The sequence below is a fragment of the Leptolyngbya sp. AN02str genome (assembly GCF_050565595.1).
Lineage (GTDB): Bacteria > Cyanobacteriota > Cyanobacteriia > Elainellales > Elainellaceae > Kaiparowitsia.
Genome location: NZ_JBNXVR010000059.1, coordinates 1 through 20,965, shown reverse-complemented (window position 1 = coordinate 20,965; position 20,965 = coordinate 1). Strand labels below are relative to the sequence as shown.

The window sequence follows — 20,965 nt, the reverse complement described above, 5'->3', positions numbered from 1 at the left end:
TTGTCGAGAAAATGCAACATTTTGTAGATAGCCTTTCGGCGGAACTTGCATGTCAGCACGTCAAAAATAAGCCCTGATGCGGATTACAGCTCTTCGCCAGCGTGATACGAACTGCGAACCAGTGGCCCAGACCGTACATGGGAAAAGCCCATGTCGCGGGCGATCGCCCCTAGCTCCTCAAACTCTTCAGGAGTCCAATACTTTTGCACAGGCAAATGATCGAGCGAGGGCCGCATGTATTGCCCCAGGGTAAGGCGATCGCACCCCACCGCCCGCAAATCTTGCAAAGCTTGTACAATCTCGACTTGGGTTTCGCCATGCCCCAGCATCAGGCCCGATTTTGTGGGAATGTTGGGGTTTAGCTCCTTCACCCATGCCAAAACCCGGAGCGATCGCCCATACTTGGCACCCCGGCGAACCACCCCCTGAAGCCGCTCTACGGTTTCAATATTGTGGTTGTAGCAGGCGGGATGCGCCGCCACCACCGTGGCCACCCGCTCTGCCTGCCCTGCCTCCCCCGACAGCCCACCCCAAAAATCTGGCGTGAGCACTTCGATTTGGGTGCTTGGATTTACCTGGCGCACAGCTTCCATCGTTTTGACAAACCAGCCTGCGCCACCATCCGGCAAATCATCCCGGGCAACCGAGGTGAGCACCACATAGCGCAACTCCAACAGCTGCACGGCTTCTGCTACCTTGGCGGGCTCATCCTCATCCAATGGCATGGGCGCATGACCTTTATCCACCTGGCAAAAGGCGCAAGAGCGCGTGCAGGTTGGCCCCATCAGCAAAAACGTGGCCGTTTGGTTGGCGTAGCACTCGCCTCGATTGGGGCAGCGCCCCTCTTCACAAATGGTATGAATTTGCCGCTGTTTAATAATGCGCTGCACGGTCGAAATGTCGCTGGCATTGCCAATGGGCCGCCGCAGCCAGCTCGGAAGATTGGTGAAGGGCGATCGCACCGAAGAATCAGTCATAAATTGTGAAGGCACACAAACGAAACGCTATCGCAAAGCCAAAGCTACTGTAACCCCACCATCGCAGTGGAATTTCTCATAGGGTAACTGTATAAAGCTAAGAAAAACTGGGCAGCCTAGAGAATGTGACCAGATCATTACATCTACTAATCCTTCACTCTGTGTTGATGGCAACAGGACCTTGCGCTCTCCTGCATTATTCCGGGCGCTTTGATATACCATTGAGCCAGAAAGCGCTAACTTAATAGTCACATCCCTTAGCCTATCCCTACCTATCGAAGGAGTTCGTCGTGGCAACTCACAAAATCCTGGTGATTGACGACAGCCGAGTCATTCGCAACATGGTGCGAGACATGTTGCCCAAAGGCAACTTTGAAGTCTTGGAAGCCAAGGATGGCGTTGAGGGAATCAATACCATCTACCAACAGCGTCCCAACCTCATCATGCTGGATTTCTTGCTACCGCGGATGAGTGGATGGGAGGTGTTTCAAGAAATTCAGGCGAAGCCCGAACTGCGTGCGCCCTTGGTGCTGATGTCGGGCCGCAAGGAAGAAGTCACCGAAAAAATTCCTGAGCCGTTTGAATATTTCGAGTTTGTTGAAAAGCCGTTTGAGCAAAAAGAGCTGGTAGAAGCCATTAAGTCTGCAATGCAGAAGTTTCGCAAGTGGCCGCAGCCCATTCCCGCCGCTACGGCTACGGCTGCGGTTGCGGCTGGTTCTGCCGATGTGGCTGAGCTTACCCAGAAAGTAGAAAAAATGCAGGCCGAAATCGATCAGCTCAAGAAGCAAATGGGTCAGCTTGTAGCCTTTATCAAACAAAAGCTCAAATAAGCATGAGCTTTGCAGGCTTTAACGACGAGGGAGGCGTGGTTTCGATGAAGCCGCGCCTTTTTTTTCTGTGGCTGGCGATCGCCCAACGCATTTCACCCGATGTCAACAGGATTTACGCAAGCGCCCGAAACCTAGCGTATGTGTGTTGTGGATTGGGTGCGTCAGGCATTGGCGAACAGGTCTATTGGCCAACAAGAATTAGTCGAGTTCGCGTCGGCCTTCTAGGGCACGAGCCAGGGTCACTTCGTCGGCATATTCCAGGTCACCCCCCATCGGCAACCCAAACGCAATTCGAGTGACCTTGGTAAAGGGCTTGAGCAATTGTCCAATATAGAGCGTTGTGGTTTCGCCTTCGACACTGGGGCTAATCGCTAAGATGACTTCCTGCACTTCTTCTTGGCTGGCGCGCTTTACCAACGGGGTGATGTGGAGCTGCTCTGGCCCAATGCCATCCATGGGAGAGATGAGTCCGCCCAACACATGATATTTGCCCTGGTATTCTCGCGTCTTTTCGATGGCGATCACATCGCGAGAATCGGCCACAACGCAGATGGTACCAATGTCGCGACTGGGCGATCGGCAAATATCGCACACCTCTTCTGCGGAGAGATGAAAGCACTGCTTGCAGTAGCCCACCTGCCGTTTGGCATCCAGCAGGGCTTGGGCCAGCTCATGAACATCAGAATCGGGCCGCTTCAAGATATGAAGGGCCAATCGCTGGGCTGTTTTTGGGCCAATACCAGGAAGCCGCTGAAATTGCTCGATCAGCCTGGCTAGGGGGCGTGTGTAAACCGTTGCCGTTCCTCCATGGATGCGCGACGAAAAGACTCAACATTGGGAAGATTCATACGATTGGATGATTCTGATGAGGTTTGACTTATTTAGAATCACCCCATTGCGTCGTCAACTTACCAATTTATCAAGATCATAGCGGTTTTGATTCTGGCTGGTGTTTGGATTTTCTAGCGCTTGGCGCGGAGTGGACGGAGGGGCGGTTGTCCGGTCAATTGTCCAGGGCTTGCAGGAGAAATCGTGACCTCCTTGGGCCGCAGTTCAACGCTACCCCAGGCATGGTGTAAAGATGTGGCGATCGCCCAACTGGTACGCATTCGATTGAATTTTGGTCACAAATTGGTTTAGATGACACAGAGTGGGGTGCAGCGCTAGGTCTATTGTTGGCGTTGGGATTTTTTTGAGTGTGATGTGCAGGAGTTGAATGACCAATTTATTCTTGTGGTTGATGGCCGTTTTTACGAAACAGGCCAGGGATCGCTTTGTTCGTAAAACGAAACGCGTATCCGAAGTACAAGCGGAATTTTTGCGATCGCTGCTGGCATACCATCAAAACACCGCATTGGGCCAAGCGCTAAAGCTCAGCAATATTCAGACGGTGGAGCAATTTCGGCAGCAGGTGCCGATCATGCCCTACAGCGCCTACGAGCCCTACGTCGCCAGGGTGGCTGCTGGAGAGCAAAACGTCATGACGCCAGACCCGGTGACGTACCTCAACCTGACAAGCGGCTCTACCGGAAAGCAAAAGCTGATTCCGGTAACGAAGCGATCGCGCAAGTTCATTGCCAAAGCAAACACCGTTGGCATGGGCTTTGGGCTAGCATCGGCTCGGCAGCGCGGGCTCACCTTGGGAAAAATGCTGATCACTAGCTCAATTCAAGCATCGGGCTATACCACAGGCGGCATTCCCTACGGCCCAGTCAGCGCGGGCGACCTGCGCATGAGCAACGCTCTCTACCGTCAAGTTTTTGCCCATCCATTTGATGTGCTGCGCATTTCGGATAGCTTGGCTCGCAATTATGTGGCTTTACTCCATGCCCTGCGAGTCGAAGATTTGCGTATTATTGGTGCTAACTTTCCCATCTTTGCGCTGCGGCTTTGCGACTACTTGGACACTTACGCTGAAGAGCTGCTGCATGATTTGGAAAACGGGGCGATCGCCGACTGGGTCCAAATCGATCCCGAACTGCGCCACCAACTCGAACGCCAGCTCACCCCAGCCCCAAAACGCGCCGCTCAACTGCGGAGCATCCTCAAAACCACGGGTACCCTCACCCCCCAACTGGTATGGCCCGATCTGTCTTTTATGATTACCGCCCGGGGTGGCACGTCTAGCTTCTACTTTGAGCGATTCCCCACCTACTTTGGTAATGCGCCTGTGTTTGGCGGAGTCTACGCCTCCTCCGAAGCTACCTTTGGCGTGTACCACGACTTCAACCAGGACGGTACCATTTTAGCAATTGAGAGCGGCTTCTTTGAATTTGTGCCGCAAGACCAATGGGACGCAGAGCATCCCAAAACTTTGCTCCCGATTGAGGTCACTCCTGGCCAGCAATACCGACTTCTGGTGACCAACTACAGCGGCTTTTACCGCTACGACATTGGCGACGTGGTGGAAGTGCTGGGCTTTTACGAACAGGCTCCGGTGATTGTCTTCCGGCATCGGCTGGGCGGTCTGCTATCCTCCACCACCGAAAAGACAACGGAATTCCACGCGACCCAGGTGATGCAAGGGTTGCAGCAAGAGTTTGATCTTCCGTTGATCAACTACTGCATTACCCTGTCGGATGAGGAATATCCGCCCCACTATCTGGTCAATATTGAAATTGCGCCAGGTCATAAACTCACCAACCCCAAGCGGTTTTTGGAACGATTTGACGATCGCCTCAAAGAGATTCACGGTTCCTATGCCAGCAAGCGCGGCGAGCAGGTGCCTTCGCCCCGGTTGCGCATTCTGGATGCGGGTAGCTTTGCGGAGTTGCAGCAGGCCATGGTGCGTCGCGGCATGCTAGAAACCCAGCTCAAAATTCCGCATATTAGCGAAGATCGCCACTTCCTGGCAGGCTTAAAAGTGCTGCAAGAAGTACGCATGGATGAAGAAATGCAAATGAGTCGCTGATGATTTGCGGAACCGTCTGTTGCGCAGGTGTAGCACTAGTCGTCTGTCGGGATTGGCGTTAGGCCATGGCTAACACCAACAAAAAGCAATTTTGAGGTTTTTGTGGATTTAAAAAAACCACAAAAATCGTCTTGCCAGACAATTGGTGCGTTAAACAGGTGAAAATGTGAACAAAAATGAGGTCGGCCAATACAGCACCCATTCCAGAGACCCATCAACTTGGCGATCGCAATAAAGCGAGAAGCTTGGAATTTTGGCTTTGCGAAGTTTCAGGTTTTATTGGCGGGATTGGATACCTTTGTAACCATGGTTTTGCACAAATACGGTTTCGCACGAATGATGTTGGCAGCATTCGCCGATTAGATGGACTGCAATATTTCAAGGGATTAAAAGATACATCTCCACTGAGTTCTCGTTGGTTCGTCTTCACGCTTCATCAATCCATCATTTGTGCTTGATTCCATCTTCTGTATAAATCGTTGTGTGACGGAGTCTCGTAATGATTCATGCAGCAAAAAGCCATTCCTACAAGGGGCCGATTATTTCTCGTTTTCCCCTGTCAGCTCGTCCTCTAGAATTAGGTTGGATATTTCTGAAGTGAACTGGGAGTTATCCATATGTGTGGAATCGTAGGCTACATCGGTACTCAAGGAGCAAGCGACATATTAATTGAGGGGTTACGCAAGCTGGAGTATAGAGGCTACGATTCTGCTGGGATTGCCACTCTGTCGGAAGGCAAAATCAACTTGGTTCGCGCCAAGGGAAAACTCCACAACCTGCAAACCAAGTTGGACGGGCAGGTCATGCTGGGACAAGTGGGAATTGGTCATACTCGCTGGGCCACCCATGGCAAACCCGAAGAGCACAATGCCCACCCCCATTTGGATGGGTCGCGTCGGGTTGCGGTTGTGCAAAATGGCATTGTTGAAAACTATCGGGAATTGCGCGATCGCCTCAAACAACAGGGCTGTATTTTTGTCACCGAAACCGATACAGAAGTGATTCCCAATTTGGTGGCCGAACAGTTGGATGTGATGCGATCGGCAGGAGAGCTAGAGCAACTCGCGTCACCCCTGACGGAGGCGGTGCGCCGGGTGGTGAATCATTTGGAAGGGGCCTTTGCGATCGCCGTTCTATGTGTCGATTATCCCGATGAGATTGTGGTGGCGCGGCAACAAGCTCCGCTGGTGTTGGGGTTTGGCCAGGGTGAGTTTTTCTGTGCGTCGGATACGCCTGCAATCTTGCCTTATACCCGTGCTGTGGTTCCTCTGGAAAATGGCGAAATGGCTACGCTCACTCCGCTGGGTGTGGAAATCTACAACTTTGCGGGCGATCGCCTCAAGCGCCATCCCCACATCCTGAGCGGTACGTCGGTTGCGACCGAAAAGCACGGCTTTCGCCACTACATGCTCAAGGAAATTTACGAGCAGCCTGGTGTGGTGCGCGCCTGTTTGGATGCCTACATCAACCCCGATTGGACGGAAGACTCGAACCTAAACCCCATTGCGACCCAAGTTCCCGAAGCGCTGTATCAAAACTTGGAGCAAATTCAGATTGTGGCCTGTGGCACCAGTTGGCATGCCGCCCTCGTCGGCAAATACCTGATTGAGCAACTGGCTGGCGTGCCAACCCAGGTGCAGTATGCCTCCGAGTTTCGCTATGCTCCACCCCCTGTGACTGCCAATACGCTGATCATTGGGGTGACGCAATCGGGTGAAACGGCAGATACCCTCTCGGCCATTAGCATGGAGCAGGATCGCCGGACTGGCCTCGCACCTCAGTTTCAGCCTCGCTTGTTGGGCATTACCAACCGGATGCAAAGCACCCTGACTCGCCTGGTGGACTACGCCATTGATACCCATGCGGGTATTGAGATTGGGGTGGCGGCGACCAAAACCTTTATGGCGCAACTGATGGCGTTTTATGCGGTGGCGCTGGACTTGGCCTATCGTCGCAACATGCTATCTAAGTCGCGGGTGAGTGAGATTGTGCGATCGCTCCGCCAGCTCCCCATGCAGCTCGAATCCACCATGCAAGAGCAGGAGCAGGTGGTAGAACAGTTGGCTCACGACTTCTCGGAAACTCAAGATTTCATCTTTATTGGACGGGGCATTAACTTTCCCATTGCGCTGGAAGGGGCGCTAAAGCTAAAGGAAATTAGCTACATCCACGCGGAGGGTTATCCCGCTGGGGAAATGAAGCACGGCCCGATCGCCCTGCTAGATGCCAAGGTGCCGGTGGTGGCGATCGCCATGCCCGGTTCCGTGTACGAGAAAGTGCTCTCGAATGCACAAGAGGCCAAAGCCCGCGATGCTCGCCTGATTGGTGTTACGCCCGCCAGCGCTCCCCACGCAGCAGAAATGTTTGATGACCTGCTGCCCGTGCTGGAGGTGGATGAACTGCTGTCGCCCATCCTATCGGTGGTGCCGCTGCAATTTCTGGCCTACCACATTGCCGCTCGTCGCGGCCTAGATGTGGATCAGCCTCGCAACCTGGCTAAGTCGGTAACGGTGGAATAGTTACTGCTGCTCGCGAACCCATTGTTGTGGAGTAATAAAACGGTTGAACAATTTACAAAACGATTAAACAATTTGTAAAACGGTTGAACAATTTAGTTCATCTGAACTATAATCCTCGAAAAACGAGTAGGATACCGAACTTACTCGTTTTCGAGGATTTTTTATAGATATGCCGAGACATCCATGGACGCAAGCAACCCTTGACCGTTACATCAAAGAGGGAAGGGGACAAGGGGAGGGCAAGTCCTATCAGCCTTGGCTCACCGTTCGTGATGTATCTTCACGAGGTAGGTCTTCGAGAGAGGCTGGGTGGAAGACTGGTCGAGACCATCACTTGCTTTCAGATCACGAAAGGCGACTTTTCTACCTATTTGAGTGGTCTGATAAAGTCAAAGACATCAAAGAGCAATTTCCCCTTATAAACCTTGAGTCAGTGGTGAAAATCGCTGAAGAGATTGGATGGAAATACCCTAAAGACCTTAAAAGCGGTGTTCCTTATATTCTGACTACTGATTTTATGTTGACTGTTCAACAAGACGGTAAGCCAGTGAGCATTGCTCGAACAGTTAAGACAACAGCAGAGCTGGAAAAGAAATCAGTTGCTGAGAGGTTAGAAGTTGAAAGGCGCTATTTCTTAGCAGAAGGGATTGATTGGAAAGTTGTTACAGAAAAGGAAATTCCTAAACTTCTAGCAGACAACGTTGAGTGGATTCACTCTGCTTATTGGCTAGAAGAGACTAACGAAATGAGTATTGAAGACCTTAAATCGTTAGCTAAGGTCTTGAAACATAGGCTTCAAAACAATGCTTCTACTATCAATAAAATCACAGCAGCCTTAGACAAAGAGCAGAATCTAGAGATGGGAACATCGCTCTCTCTATTCAAACATTTGGTAGCCAGAAAAGAAGTTGTCATGGACATATTAAATACGAAAATATCAAGTTGTCCTTCAGCCAAAGAAATTCAAAGAATTATTTATTGAAACCATCTTCCTAATATCATGTCTATTTATTTATTCTCTAATGATCTAATAGAGTGGGGAAATACCTCAGGCAATCCACTAATCGAACGTATTTTGTGGATTGATGAATGCTATAGCATTGCATTTGTTTTCAATATTTATGCAGAATCTGGTTTTCCAGAACTGAGAAAAGTTTCTGAAATATTGGAGGCCCTTGCTGAAGGCATTGCCTCTAGATGCATGATTGATCCTTGGGGAAAAATATTACGCGAAGATGATTTAACGGTTAGAGAAAAAGAAATCAGAGATAAGGCTTGGGCAATAATTTCACCGCTTGTTTCAAAAGAACCTGCTATTTACGATCGCAATTTTCGCGGTTCTCTAGTCAGACAAGCAGTTGAAACCTATAACGTTGGTAGAACTGAAAATAAGCTAATAGAAAAAACTGTTTATAAATATCTAAGAAGATTTTGGCAAAGAGGGAAAAACCAAAATGCGCTTATCCCTGACTATGTAAATTCATCAGGAAAAGGGCGAACTAAGGGACATGGAGAAAAGAAGAGAGGCCGACCTAGAAAATATCAACGAGACTTAAGCATTGGAGTGGGCATTAATGTTACAGAAGCAGATAGAAGAATTTTTAGGTTGGCTGTAGCAAAATTTTACAACACCCGTAAACGGAATTCGCTCGTCAATGCCTATGAGCAAATGGTTAAGGAGTACTACAAGGAAGATGTTCGATATGACGAAAACGGTGTCATGAAATCTATATTAAAACCAGTAGATGAGATACCAACGCTTACTCAATTTAGGTACTGGTACAAACTTGAGCATCAAAATAATGTGGAAAAAACAATTACATCTCGAAAAGGGGCGAAAAAATTTGCGTTAGAGCATAGAGCTATTACTGGAACATCCAAGATGGAAACAGCCGGACCAGGCTCTCGCTATCAAATTGATGCCACCATTGCTGATGTCTATTTGGTTTCTAAGTATAACCGTTCTTGGATTATTGGTAGACCAGTAATTTATGTAGTAATTGATGTCTTCAGCCGTATGGTGACTGGTGTTTACGTTGGTCTAGAAGGTCCATCGTGGACAGGAGCAATGATGGCTTTAGCCAACACTGCAGCAGATAAAGTAAAGTTTTGCAGGGAATACGGTATCGATATTAATCAGGAAGAGTGGTTGTGCCATCACTTACCTGATGCAATCTTAGGTGATCGAGGTGAATTACTCGGTATGCCTATTGAGGAGCATTTTATCCCTAATCTCCACGTTCGTGTTGAGAACGCTGCTTCCTATCGTGCTGATTGGAAGGGTTTGGTAGAGAGATATTTTTCTATCATTCATGGTCATGTCAAACCATTTACACCTGGCTTTATAGATATAGATTTTAGACAGAGGGGAGCGCCCGATTATCGGCTTGATTGCAGGCTTGATATAGATCAGTTCACTGAAATCATCATCCGCATCATTCTCTTTTACAACAATCATCATTACATAACATCCTATGAAAGAGATGAAGCGATGATCGGGGATGATGTGCTGTGCATTCCCGTGGAATTATGGAAATGGGGGATCGTTAATCGTGGTAGACCCAGAACTTTCAACGAAGATATCGTCAAGCTGAACTTAATGCCAACTGAAAAGGCAATTATCACTGCTCAAGGTATTAAGCTAAGGGGTAAGGATGTGTACTATTCCTGTGAAACGGCAGTCAAAGAACAATGGTTTGAAAGAGCCAGAAGTAAGATTCTTTCGTCGTTAGAGAAGTCGATGAAAGTTGTCTACGATATTAGAAGACCAAATTTCATCTATCTTTTATCTCCAGATGGCCGAGACTTTGAAAAGTGTTCTTTGATTGATTCTGAAGGTCGTTATTCTAATAAAAATTTTCACGATATTGAGTATTTAATTGCTTATGAGAAACTACAATCTCAAAGAGATCAAGGTGGGGAACTGCAAAAGAAAGTTGATTTAATTGCTGATATTGAGAACATAGTTGCAAAAGCAGAAGAAATGACTAAGCCTGCTCTAGAAGAAAAAACAAGTAATAAACAAAGGCTCTCTGGGATTAGAGACAATCGGGCAAATGAGAAAGAAAAGAGACGTGAGAGTGAAGGTTTTGAAATAGCTAAAACTGAAAGTGATCAAGATGTTACTCGGCAGTTGGATACAAATCCACAGAATTCGGATAAACCAGCATCATTAAAACCTACTCATTTTAATCTTCTTAGACAAAAACGACAGGAGCGACAAGATGGACATAAAAAGTGAATTGAGACGAGCCAAAACCCCTAATGGCTCTTGGGCAGTTGTAGCTCAATATCACGACCATAAGCTGTCCGAGTACAATGATAATCCGATGATACAGGCTCTTCCGCCTGTTTTATCTTATGCGGAATTTGTAGAACGTGTGACCAAGCTTCCTAAATTCAGACCTGAAGAAAGAGAGCTAGAAGCGCATTATCGTTTTCACTGTATTGAACGCTTGTCTCGATATTTTGATCCTCAAAATAACTCTGTAGAGCTACAAAAGTTAGTCTGTGTCCTGTTAATGGAGGGTTATTTGGGACGAAACCTGTTGGAACCAGAGTACGCACGCCGATCGCACCAAATTTATGATGCTATTAAAGCGGAAGATGGAAAAAACTTAGATGATTATGTCAATGTTCCAACTTCAGCGTCTAGTCTGACTTTGATTGGTCCGTCGGGGATTGGAAAAACAACAAATTTAATTAATATTCTTGAATTGTATCCTCAGGTTATTTTTCATCCAGAGCATAGCTGCTATCAACTTGTTTGGCTCAAGGTTGATTGTCCTCACGCTGGTTCTTTGAAAGGCTTATGCACTGATATTTTCTTGGCTGCCGACAGATTGCTAGGAACTAACTATTTCAAAAAATTTGGTTCAAGAGGTAACTCAGAAGATTATATGTTGGCTCAAGTTGCTCAGCTTGCCCATACTCAACACTTAGGTGTTTTAGTAATTGACGAGATGCAAAACCTTGTTAGTGCCAGGAGGGGCAGAGATGAGTTATTGAACTTTTTAGTGAAGATGGACAACACGATTGGCATCCCTGTGATTCGTGTTGGAACAAACGAAGCCTTTCCCATATTCCAAGGCAATTTTAGAAATGCTAGAAGAGCAACGGGAAAAGCCGGAGTTTTGTGGGATAGAATGCACCAGTTTGAGGAACAAAATGGTGTTGTAGTAAAAGGCGCTAATGGTATTCCTGAAGATGGCGGGGATTGGAGCTATTTCATTGAAGGCATTTGGGAGTATCAATGGACAAAAACGTTCGTTCCTCTTAATAAAGGCATTAAAGATGTCTTTTATGACGAATGTCAGGGAATAATTGATATTGCCATTAAGCTATATAAAATGGTGCAATGGCGAGCTATTGCATTGGGTGGTGATGAGATTATTACAGTCGATTTAATTCGACACGTTGCTAAAGAAGGTCTTTATTTGGTGAAGCCGATGTTGGATTATGTTAGAAATCCACAGAAGGAACATTGGGCAATAAAGTTTAAGGATATTGCACCTATAGATACACAAGAATACAGCAGCAAATGTTTATCTAAGCTTGAATCCGAACAATTAGAAGAAGTCCGTCAATTAGCTAGGGCGCAACAGACAAGTTCTAAATATACATCACCTACATTACGTCATATAATTATTAAGCTTCTTGATCTAGAGGTAGAACCTGAGACAGCGAAAAAGTGTGCTGAGAAAGTTCTAGATTCTAATCCTGAAACAAAAGATATATCTGCTCTAGTTAAAGCAGCTTTCGCTCTTGCCTTACAGGGTGAATCCATTGAAACTGGGAAAGCAGAGAAATCTAGGGGTAGAACAAAGACTAAATCTAAGTATCAAGAAAATGATATACGGGGAATCGTTGACAATGCCAAAAATAATCAAACCTCTGCATACGAAGCTCTGAAACTTGCAAGAATAGTCGATAACGGTTTGGTGGAAGATTTTTTAGGAGTTGGGTAAATTGGTGGTCAACTTTTTCCCTACCCCATATCCAGATGAGCTTCTCTACAGTAATCTTACCCGCTATCACATTAGGAGTGGAAATAGAAGTTTCAAACAAACATTATTTGAAGTATTAGGATATTTCCCCCAACAACTTTGCAATCTTGATTTACCAAACAATCTACAATCCCTAATTAGCCACACTCCTGTTTCTACAAAATTTAACGTAGAAGATGTTATATACAACAGTACTCTATATCCCTTCTATAAAATTTTTCTTACCCAGCCTGAAGCCTTTCTTCTCAAGGATTTAATGAAAAAAAAGGTTGGGAAACCGATTTTTCAAGTAGCTAAAATAGCAGTAATCGAAAGAGATGTACACGGACAATTCCTGAGATTTTGCGACCAATGCTTGGAGGAGGATCTCCAAAAATATGGAGAGGCTTATTGGCATCGAACTCACCAAGTGCCAGGGGTCTTAGTTTGCTTAGAACATGAAAAACTTTTGAATGATAGTTTAGTACCTCTTCAGGATGGGTATTTAGGTTGCTATCTTGCTAGCCAGGTAACCTGCCAAATTCGTAGTATCTCATTGGACTCTAAGGAGAGTACTTTACGACAACTCATTGCGATCGCCAAAGAGATAAAGTGGCTATGTGATAATCACTTCAACTTTAGGGGTTTTCAATGGTTGCGCAAGCAATATCAGAGCCACCTAGTTGATCAGGGTTTTGTGAGCGATTCTTCATCCAAAGTTTTTAAGTTTCACGAAGAGAAATTTTGGAACGATATTTCTTCTGTTTATGGTCACGAATGTTTGAATTTGTTGCTACCGAATTTAGAGGGGCATGGAGGACGGTATTTTTATCGATGTCTGTTCGCCTGTGACATAGAACCCTTCATTGATCGTGTAGCTCATGTTTTGCTGATTCAGTTTTTGTTAAAGTCTTTGAACGTTCTTTTGGAAGGGTAAATTTTACTAAATTTGCTTATCTTTTTTGCTGTTTTAGTTGCCACTTTATGTAACGTGGCTCTTAACCCAAAGTGGATAAACAATTGTGTTACATTTCACCGAAGAGCTAAGACATGAAAATTTAGATCAGAGCGGCTACCCTACTAACTTAATAGATGCTTTCACAGAATTACCACTTCTTGTTGAGTTAAGTTTTGACGTTGTGGGCCAAGCTATACCTGTGGACCACGCTTATGAGCTTTTTTCTGCGATCGCACACTTTCAAGCTCAGCTGCATGATCTCAAGCTCCTCAGCATTCAAACCATTACAAATACTACGTTTGAGGACAATAAGCTGCTCTTGAGCAAGTTTTCCAAACTGCGAATGCGAGTGCCTGCCGAGCAAGTACGGCTTGTTTACTCTTTGGCAAATAAGTCGTTGATGTTGAGTAAGGACAAGATACGGTTGGGGATTCCGAAGATTGACCTGCTGCAACCCGCAAGCACCTTGTATTCACGCATGGTTGTGATTAAAGGGCATCAACAACCTGAGTTATTTCTAGCGGCTGCTCAGTCTCAGCTAATGCGTTTGGGAGTTGACGGAAAAGTCGCTATCTCTGTTGGCTCTCACGGTTCCCTAAATCGGAAAACCCTAAAAATTCGGGGGTTTACAGTCGTTGGGTTTGGGCTAGAAGTAGTAGAGCTTAACGAGCAAGACTCGCTCAAACTGCAAATTTATGGCATTGGCGGAAAGCGAAAAATGGGGTGCGGAATTTTTGTGCCCAAACAAAGAATATGAAATCTCATAGTAGTTCGTCCTCCAAAGACTCAGGTCAGCCCAAAATTCAACTCACGCTGAGCGATCGCTCCATGACCTGGCTGCATAAAGCTGGTTTGGTAGGTCTGTGGATGTCGCTTAACCAGTTGAGGACAGAGTTCCCTAATGCTGACCAGCGACCTGGGCAGGTAGATTGGCAGCTTTCCTCTACTGGCATCAATCTTCACTGGAAGGGGCGTGATTTAGACATTTTGGATTGGTTGCTCACGCAATCTTTTCAAATTGATCAGCAGGGAATGATCTGTCTTAGAGGGTTAAAGGCATCTTCTCTAAATACCTACGCCAAACTTGCTATCCATCAAGGAATAACGCACACTTTTTTACAACACAATAAGTTTATTAAATCAAGTAGGAAAAAACGCCTATCCGTACGAGTTGAGCGCAGCAGAATTTCTATTTTGTACAAGCAATTGACTTCTTATATTCACCAAAGCTTTGCAGATCGTCTATGTGATCAAGAAGGACAATTTTCAAAAGCACCAATCAAGATATCGGGTTGGCTTTATCCAGGAGCAGTAGCGAGGCACGCGCTATTTCATGAGCAAACTAAGTTTGAAGTAAGCCCAGAAGAGGCTTTAGTGCTGTTATTTGCCCCTGTTGCTTGTTGGTATTTTATGGTTCCTGCCGACGAGTACTATAAACGGATAGACTATGCCTTAGTTATTCCAGAGGTCGATGATTTAGCATCTTGTGCTGAATTTAATCTGACCTTGAGGGGCTTGAGTTATGCAGAGTTTTGGGTCGCCAACTTAAGAGAGGCAGGGCTGAAGTTCCTGACGCTTCAGGAAACATCGGCACCTATCACACTCAATGCGCAAAAACAGTGCCAAGTTATCTTATTTGGCAAGTCCAAATGGTCGTCACAACAAATGGTAATTGTAGATACGTCCGTAGTGAGGGCAACAGGGAAGATCATTCATGATTATCAACTAGTGTGCCGACATTCTTTGGATAACCATATTGAAAGACATGAAGGAGAATCACATATTTCTGTTAGCAGAGTTCGTGGATTAGTTGCTGATAACCTTACTCAAAATTTGCCTTGGTGGGCTGGTTTTGCTGAAGCTATTGATGGAAAGGAATTGAACTCTACGAAGGAGGGGATGCTCAAAATGGTTGAGGAGGGGGAATGGAATGATCCTGGAAAGAGACTATTCATAAAGGCGTGCCATGAGGCTTTGCGAAGAAGTTATGCAAAACTCTACGATCGCACTCCTGAAGGCGACCACGCTCAACTTGAGCGGTTTAATGTGCGTATTCGCTCCGATTTGGGACGTTGTAAGAATGCAACAGCATTTCGGGAGTTGCTCAGTAAATTCTTTTCAAAAGCAGGACAGATTCCAACTCTTCAAAAGCATTGGGAGGAGTTACTGCCTATTACGACGGGCGAGGTTGATTGGAAATTAACGCGAGATTTAGTACTCCTTGCCTTAGCTAGTTATTCCAAAGATGAAACTTCTAGGAATGAGAGGAAGGTGAATTCAAAGGCAGGAGATTTACAGGCTGATGAACCAAGTGCTGATTAATTCAAGCAGAAGTAAGCCATGAGTATGCGGAGGCGCTTTAGTAATGTTGCATCTATTTGGGAATATCCTGACTCATCATGGCTCTGCGGCAAATAATCGTGGGGAGAGTGATGGGAACATCACGCCTTTACAGAAGCTGGAGTGGAAAGGTGAAACTCATACTACTGTTTCTGCCGAGGCAATTCGTTGGGCGCTACGTTATTACTGGCAAAAAGCTGGGTATTCGGTTAATCGGCGCTGGAACGATGAGGCAAATGAATTTGCTGTAACGAATCCTAACTTTGACCCTATCGGCTTTATTGATGACGATGTTTTGGGTTTTATGCGCGCTGAAGGAGCAAAAGCCGAAAACTCCGATGAACCATCTGGAAAGAAAAAACGTTCAAAAGGAACCATACTGAGTCGTCGAGGGATTTTAGAGGTTACTCGCGCTGTGTCAAGTACTCCCTATAACGGAGATATAACCTTCAATGCGGTCAGTGGAGCTAAGAGCCGAACGTCGCTCTATGGCACAGAAGTTCACGCGACCCGCTACCAATATGGCTTTGCGATGACCCCCGATCGCCTTAATGATAAATCTCGCGTTTTTGCTGTACTCGATGGTTTGGTTTCATTAAGCGAAGTTGCTGGAAATCATGCTCGTTTTCTTTATGACTTTTCTCCTGAAATCCTTGTTCTAAGGTGGACACATGACTTCTCTCCTCGACTGCTCTACTGTTTTCAGGAGGACGAAACAAGGGGGAGCCTATCAGTAGAAGTCTTGGTAGATCGGATCGACGCAGGGGACGTTGATCCTAAGGAATTATGGGCGGGTGGCAGTGTTGCTACAACTTTGTCTGAGTGGGGAGTCAATGCATTTCCAGGGGTGAAAGCTGCTGTTGAGGCACTAAAGCAAGTTATCAGGCATGATATGCAGTTGCCGCAGGAGGGTTGAGTATGCCTATTGTGCTAGAAGTTGAAGTGCCGATCGCCTGCTTTCGACAGTCTCACTCTACGGGATATCTCGAAACATACCCGGTTCCACCTCCGGCTACTGTTTATGGAATGCTGCTGTCGCTGGTTGGCGAGACAAATCGATATGAACACTGCGGGACCCGTATTGCAATTGCACTTCTGTCAGAACCTCAAGAGTCTACGGTTATTAGAACGTTTCATAGATACAAGAAGCGAGATATTCACGATCCAAGCAATATTCGGCCTGGCTACCAGAAGTTGCTGACAGACATTCGATTGATGGTTTGGGTAGATACAGGAGTAGATTCTGCACAACCAACTCTTGTAGAACGATTGCAACGAGCCTTTGCCAGCCCTGCTCTTATTGACCGATTTGGAGGGCTATTTTTAGGCGAAAGTCGCGATTTAGTTAATGCAGTGACTCTGGTGAAGAACTTAGATGGAGGAGCAGTACGATGGTTAGTGAAAGATGAACAGGGTGACTTGAGGGTGCCTTATTGGGTTGACCATATTGGTGCCCAACATACTCGGTGGCTTAGGTACGTCTTTCAGCAGGCGACCCTGCATGAGCCTCCTGATTCTGCTTGGACTGTAATACAAGCGTCTTAATGAATTGCCATAACCTGTGGTTGGATCTACAATAATTCCTTGCTTTTTGATTTAATTGATGGTGATCAAAAGAGTAATTTTAGATGTTTCCAACTTCTACAACTTTGATAAACTGAACCCTCATCCTCTCCAGATTAAAGTTTTTAGAATATATGTGGACTTCATCGTTTGAGTTGATGGATACGGGTAAAACTAGTATAGAACCTTCGCAGCATTGAAAGTCTGGATATGCAGTGTGTTCAATAGATGCCAGTAGGTGTTGAGTACAACCAGATTTTGTGGCGACGGCAAAGCGGGAAGATCGCATGCGTTAGCGATAGATGCCAGTAGGTGTTGAGTACAACCAGATTTTGTGGCGACGGCAAAGCGGGAAGATCGCATGCGTTAGCAATAGATGCCAGTAGGCGTTGAGTCCACCTCCACAATTCTGGAGACTCATGGGAACTTGTTCTTGTGCATTGCAGCTAGTATTGTCAAGGAACTCAAGGGCATTCATCCATAGCGATCGCCCTCCTCCAAGGCACATCATTGCGCCAGTTCTTTGCTGACGTTTGGGGTGTTGAAAGCAAAAATTAATTCAAAGAAACAAATTTTTGTTTGTAGAGGCTGAAATTTTAGGAGTTGAGGGTCGAGGATGAAGGGTTAAGTGGGAATACTGAAAATAGGAAAGTATTCCCACTAACTTCATCATTGCATTGGCACTAAGCTCATGACAGACGGGCAAAAACCAAACAAACCATTGTTCTCACAGCATTTTTTGGAGTATCGGATTCAAGAATGCCTGGAGTGGCAGAGTGAGGTTGCCAGTGAGTTTGAGTGGTTCAAGGCTCTTTATCAGTCTAAAAAGAATTTGCTGCCAACATTGAGTGAGGCACAAACAGAAGACGTATTTATTAAGCCCGCACTGGAGCAACTGGGATTTAGCTACATCCCTCAGGTGCTGACTCATGGTAAGGGTAGGGCAGAGCGACCAGATTACGCCCTGTTTCTTGATGAGGTCGATCGCGATAATGCGTATCCATTGCAGAGGAGCCAAGAAACTGCTTTTTATAGTCGAGTGAGCGTTATCGCAGAGGCAAAGTATTGGGAACGCGCATTGAGTAAGGTATCAGCTAACGATAAGCGAGATTGGTTCAAGAACGAAAACCCTTCGTTTCAGATTACCAACTACCTCACAGGAACAGGGGTTGATTGGGGAATTTTGACAAATGGGCGTGAGTGGCGGTTGTATTATCGACAGGCTTCTTCAACTGCAACAGAATTTTATCAAGTTGACTTGGTGAAGCTGCTTGAAGCGAATGATCTAGAGCAGTTTAAGTATTTTTGGCTATTTTTTCGACGGACGGCATTTGAAAAAGACCCGCACGGTAAGAACTTTTTAGAGCGGGTACGAGAAGGCAGCACCACCTACGCGACTCGAATAGGAAACGAGTTGAAGGCATTAGTCTTTGATCAGGTGTTTCCTGATTTAGCAGGTGGTTTCGTAGCAGATGCAGCCCGTCGAAGTGAACAAGTTACCTCTGAACACGTTTACGAAGCAACGTTATCTTTTCTATACAAGCTATTGTTCCTGCTCTATGCCGAAGCACGAAATCTCTTACCTATCGATCGCGATTATCGAGATTACAGTTTGATCAAGTTAACACAGGAGGTTGCACAGGGCATCGACCGTCAAAAGAAATGGAGCCAAACCTCTACAAGGATGTATGACGATCTGTTGGGCTTGTTTCAGATTGTTGATCGTGGTGATGCCGGGTTGGGAGTGCCTCGTTATAACGGTGGATTGTTTCACTTTGATTTCAGTCAACCGAGTGATCAAATTGAGTATCGCGCCAATTACTTTTTGCAACGGTTCAAACTGTCGGATGCGGTGTTAGCACCTGCTCTAGACAAGCTTGCTCGCTTTGAGGGCAACCCGATTGATTACAGTTTCTTAGGTGTGCGGCAGCTAGGATCAATCTATGAAGGATTGTTAGAATATCGCGTTGTGATTGAAGATGCCTCAAAAGGGCAGGTGCATTTAGAGAATGATAAGGGTGATCGCAAAGCAACGGGTTCGTATTACACTCCAGACTACATTGTTAAATACATCGTTAGCCACACACTAAAGCCAATTTTAGAGCAGCGATCGCAACGGTTTGGCGAACTGATGGCTCAAATCACCCAATTGCATGAACAAATGCAAGACAAACGGTTGGGTGTGCAAAGTATTAACGGACTGAAGAAGAATCTACAACGGTTAGAGCGTGAGGCACAAAGCACATTGCTGGATATTAAAGTTTGTGACCCAGCAATGGGCAGTGGTCACTTCTTGGTGGAGGCAGTAGATTATCTAACCGATGAACTAATTCGCATTCTGACCCTATATCCTGAGCACAATCCGGTTTTAGAAATGCTGGAACAGACACGCAACAGCATTTTACAGAATTTAGACCAACAGGGTATTACGATAAACCCCGATCGACTCGATTCAACTCAATTATTGCAGCGAGTCATCATGAAACGTTGCATCTATGGGGTTGACTTAAACCCAATGGCAGTCGAGTTGTCAAAAGTGAGCTTGTGGCTTCATTCATTTACAATCGGCGCACCATTAAGTTTTTTGGATCACCATTTGCGCTGTGGAAATTCGCTGATCGGTACAACGGCAAGAGAAGCCGAAGCAGCAATGACGCAAGAAACTAACGGACAGTTCAATTTGCTCACAGGTCCATTCGTGGGGTTGTTGCAAGCGGGTTCGATTATGCGAGGTATTAGTACTCTCAGTGATGCTACGTTCGCAGAAGTTGAGGAAAGTGAAAAGTTATTTCAACAGTTTGACCAAGCAGCTAAGCCTTATAAGCGATTGCTAGATATTTATGTGTCAAAGTTTTTTGGCTTGAAGCGATCAGAACACTTGTTGCGAGTATACGGGACGGAAGCCTTGCAGTTTTTGAAAGGCAACTCTCAGTCCACACTGACTTTTTTTTTGGAGGGGGGCGGCTCACCTCATCAAGGAACGGATTACATTGTTGCAAATCCACCTTATGCAGGCGTGGCAGAACAAAAACAATCTCGTAAGAAACCGAAAAGCCGAAATGTTTCTCTCAACGATGCTGATGCAGCTGTTATTACTCAAGCAGAGCAACTACAACAGCAGAAACGCTTCTTTCACTGGGATCTAGAATTTCCAGAAGTTTTTATCGATCTAGAAACAGCTAATTGGAAAAACGACCCAGGGTTTGATGCCATTATTGGAAACCCTCCCTATGTTAGAAGTATTCGGCTAAAAGACTCTGACCCAGCATCCTGGGCGTACTATCCTCAAACTTATAAAGCAGCGGAGAAGCGAGAGTACGATATTTATCTTTGCTTCACTGAACAAGGATTGAAGCGATTAAATTCTGTTGGACATCTCGGCATTATTATTCCTAACAAGTGGTTTACAACTAAAGTTGGTAAATCACTTAGGGAAATGCTATCGCAAGGACAATCTGTTGAACAAATTGTGGATTTCGGTCCTTTTCAAGTTTTTGAGAAAGTTACCACATACACATGTCTGCTCTTCTTAGCTGGCTCACCCGTAGAAGAATTTAAAGTTGCCACTCTGACTAGTGCAGCAGCAAAGACTAAACCATTACCAGAAGATGAAGGGAACTGGGAGGTTGGTTATTCAAAAATTGAGCAATTTAATAGAAGTACATGGACATTTTCAATAGATTCGAGCAGTTTATTGCAAAAATTTAGTGGATTGACGAAACTTGAGCAGAGCGGAATTGTTTTTAAAGGAACAGGCCGATATTCCGCAGGTTGCTGGGAATTAATTAAGCAGGTAGTAACGGCAGTAAGGTAGGCCCAAAAGTTGGATGATTTTAGAGCGCTCATCCATCAGATTACTGACCTGCTGAGCTTGCCCGATTG

The 20,965-nt window shown here is 45.8% G+C and carries 15 protein-coding genes; 12 read left to right on the top strand and 3 right to left on the bottom strand.

All coding sequences use genetic code 11. From position 1 onward, the window contains the following. Positions 1-83: 83 nt before the first annotated feature. The gene (lipA, locus tag ACQ4M4_RS26660; RefSeq protein ID WP_430687520.1) at positions 84-977 is read right to left on the bottom strand and encodes a lipoyl synthase; all 894 of its coding nucleotides are present in this window, start codon (positions 975-977) and stop codon (positions 84-86) included. 290 nt (positions 978-1,267) lie between these two features. On the opposite strand from lipA, the gene ACQ4M4_RS26655 reads away from it, so the two are divergent. After that, positions 1,268-1,807, top strand: a complete 540-nt coding sequence (locus ACQ4M4_RS26655) for a response regulator (protein WP_430687519.1) — start codon at positions 1,268-1,270, stop codon at positions 1,805-1,807. A gap of 198 nt (positions 1,808-2,005) precedes the next feature. Here ACQ4M4_RS26655 and recR read toward each other — a convergent pair whose 3' ends face one another. Both recR and ACQ4M4_RS26645 read right to left on the bottom strand, forming a co-directional pair. After that, positions 2,006-2,620, bottom strand: coding sequence for a recombination mediator RecR (recR, locus tag ACQ4M4_RS26650; RefSeq protein WP_430687531.1), 615 nt, complete (start codon positions 2,618-2,620; stop codon positions 2,006-2,008). A gap of 149 nt (positions 2,621-2,769) precedes the next feature. Further along, positions 2,770-2,916, bottom strand: coding sequence for a hypothetical protein (locus ACQ4M4_RS26645; protein WP_430687518.1), 147 nt, complete (start codon positions 2,914-2,916; stop codon positions 2,770-2,772). A gap of 107 nt (positions 2,917-3,023) precedes the next feature. On the opposite strand from ACQ4M4_RS26645, the gene ACQ4M4_RS26640 reads away from it, so the two are divergent. From ACQ4M4_RS26640 to ACQ4M4_RS26590, 11 genes are all read left to right on the top strand, one after another. Further along, entirely contained in the window at positions 3,024-4,718 is a 1,695-nt protein-coding gene (locus tag ACQ4M4_RS26640; RefSeq protein ID WP_430687517.1) for a GH3 auxin-responsive promoter family protein, read from the top strand. 617 nt (positions 4,719-5,335) lie between these two features. Further along, complete coding sequence (gene glmS / locus ACQ4M4_RS26635; RefSeq protein WP_430687516.1) at positions 5,336-7,237, top strand: glutamine--fructose-6-phosphate transaminase (isomerizing); 1,902 nt, start codon at positions 5,336-5,338, stop codon at positions 7,235-7,237. 169 nt (positions 7,238-7,406) lie between these two features. Next, positions 7,407-8,219 (top strand): TnsA endonuclease C-terminal domain-containing protein, encoded by an 813-nt coding sequence (locus ACQ4M4_RS26630; RefSeq protein WP_430687515.1) that lies wholly within the window; start codon positions 7,407-7,409, stop codon positions 8,217-8,219. Positions 8,220-8,237: 18 nt separating this feature from the next. Beyond that, positions 8,238-10,478 (top strand): hypothetical protein, encoded by a 2,241-nt coding sequence (locus ACQ4M4_RS26625; protein ID WP_430687514.1) that lies wholly within the window; start codon positions 8,238-8,240, stop codon positions 10,476-10,478. After that, positions 10,462-12,204 (top strand): ATP-binding protein, encoded by a 1,743-nt coding sequence (locus ACQ4M4_RS26620; protein ID WP_430687513.1) that lies wholly within the window; start codon positions 10,462-10,464, stop codon positions 12,202-12,204. Before ACQ4M4_RS26625 ends, ACQ4M4_RS26620 begins: the two co-directional genes overlap by 17 nt. Positions 12,205-12,208: 4 nt before the next feature. Continuing rightward, positions 12,209-13,159, top strand: coding sequence for a TniQ family protein (locus ACQ4M4_RS26615; protein WP_430687530.1), 951 nt, complete (start codon positions 12,209-12,211; stop codon positions 13,157-13,159). A gap of 85 nt (positions 13,160-13,244) precedes the next feature. Then, the gene (gene cas6, locus ACQ4M4_RS26610) at positions 13,245-13,937 is read left to right on the top strand and encodes a type I-MYXAN CRISPR-associated protein Cas6/Cmx6 (protein ID WP_430687512.1); all 693 of its coding nucleotides are present in this window, start codon (positions 13,245-13,247) and stop codon (positions 13,935-13,937) included. Beyond that, complete coding sequence (gene cas8a1, locus ACQ4M4_RS26605) at positions 13,934-15,502, top strand: type I-MYXAN CRISPR-associated Cas8a1/Cmx1 (RefSeq protein ID WP_430687511.1); 1,569 nt, start codon at positions 13,934-13,936, stop codon at positions 15,500-15,502. Before cas6 ends, cas8a1 begins: the two co-directional genes overlap by 4 nt. Before the next feature lie 43 nt (positions 15,503-15,545). Then, positions 15,546-16,436, top strand: coding sequence for a type I-B CRISPR-associated protein Cas7/Cst2/DevR (cas7i, locus tag ACQ4M4_RS26600; RefSeq protein WP_430687510.1), 891 nt, complete (start codon positions 15,546-15,548; stop codon positions 16,434-16,436). 2 nt (positions 16,437-16,438) lie between these two features. Next, entirely contained in the window at positions 16,439-17,065 is a 627-nt protein-coding gene (cas5, locus tag ACQ4M4_RS26595) for a type I-MYXAN CRISPR-associated protein Cas5/Cmx5/DevS (protein ID WP_430687509.1), read from the top strand. A gap of 709 nt (positions 17,066-17,774) precedes the next feature. Next, positions 17,775-20,897 (top strand): Eco57I restriction-modification methylase domain-containing protein, encoded by a 3,123-nt coding sequence (locus ACQ4M4_RS26590; RefSeq protein WP_430687508.1) that lies wholly within the window; start codon positions 17,775-17,777, stop codon positions 20,895-20,897. Positions 20,898-20,965: the final 68 nt, after the last annotated feature.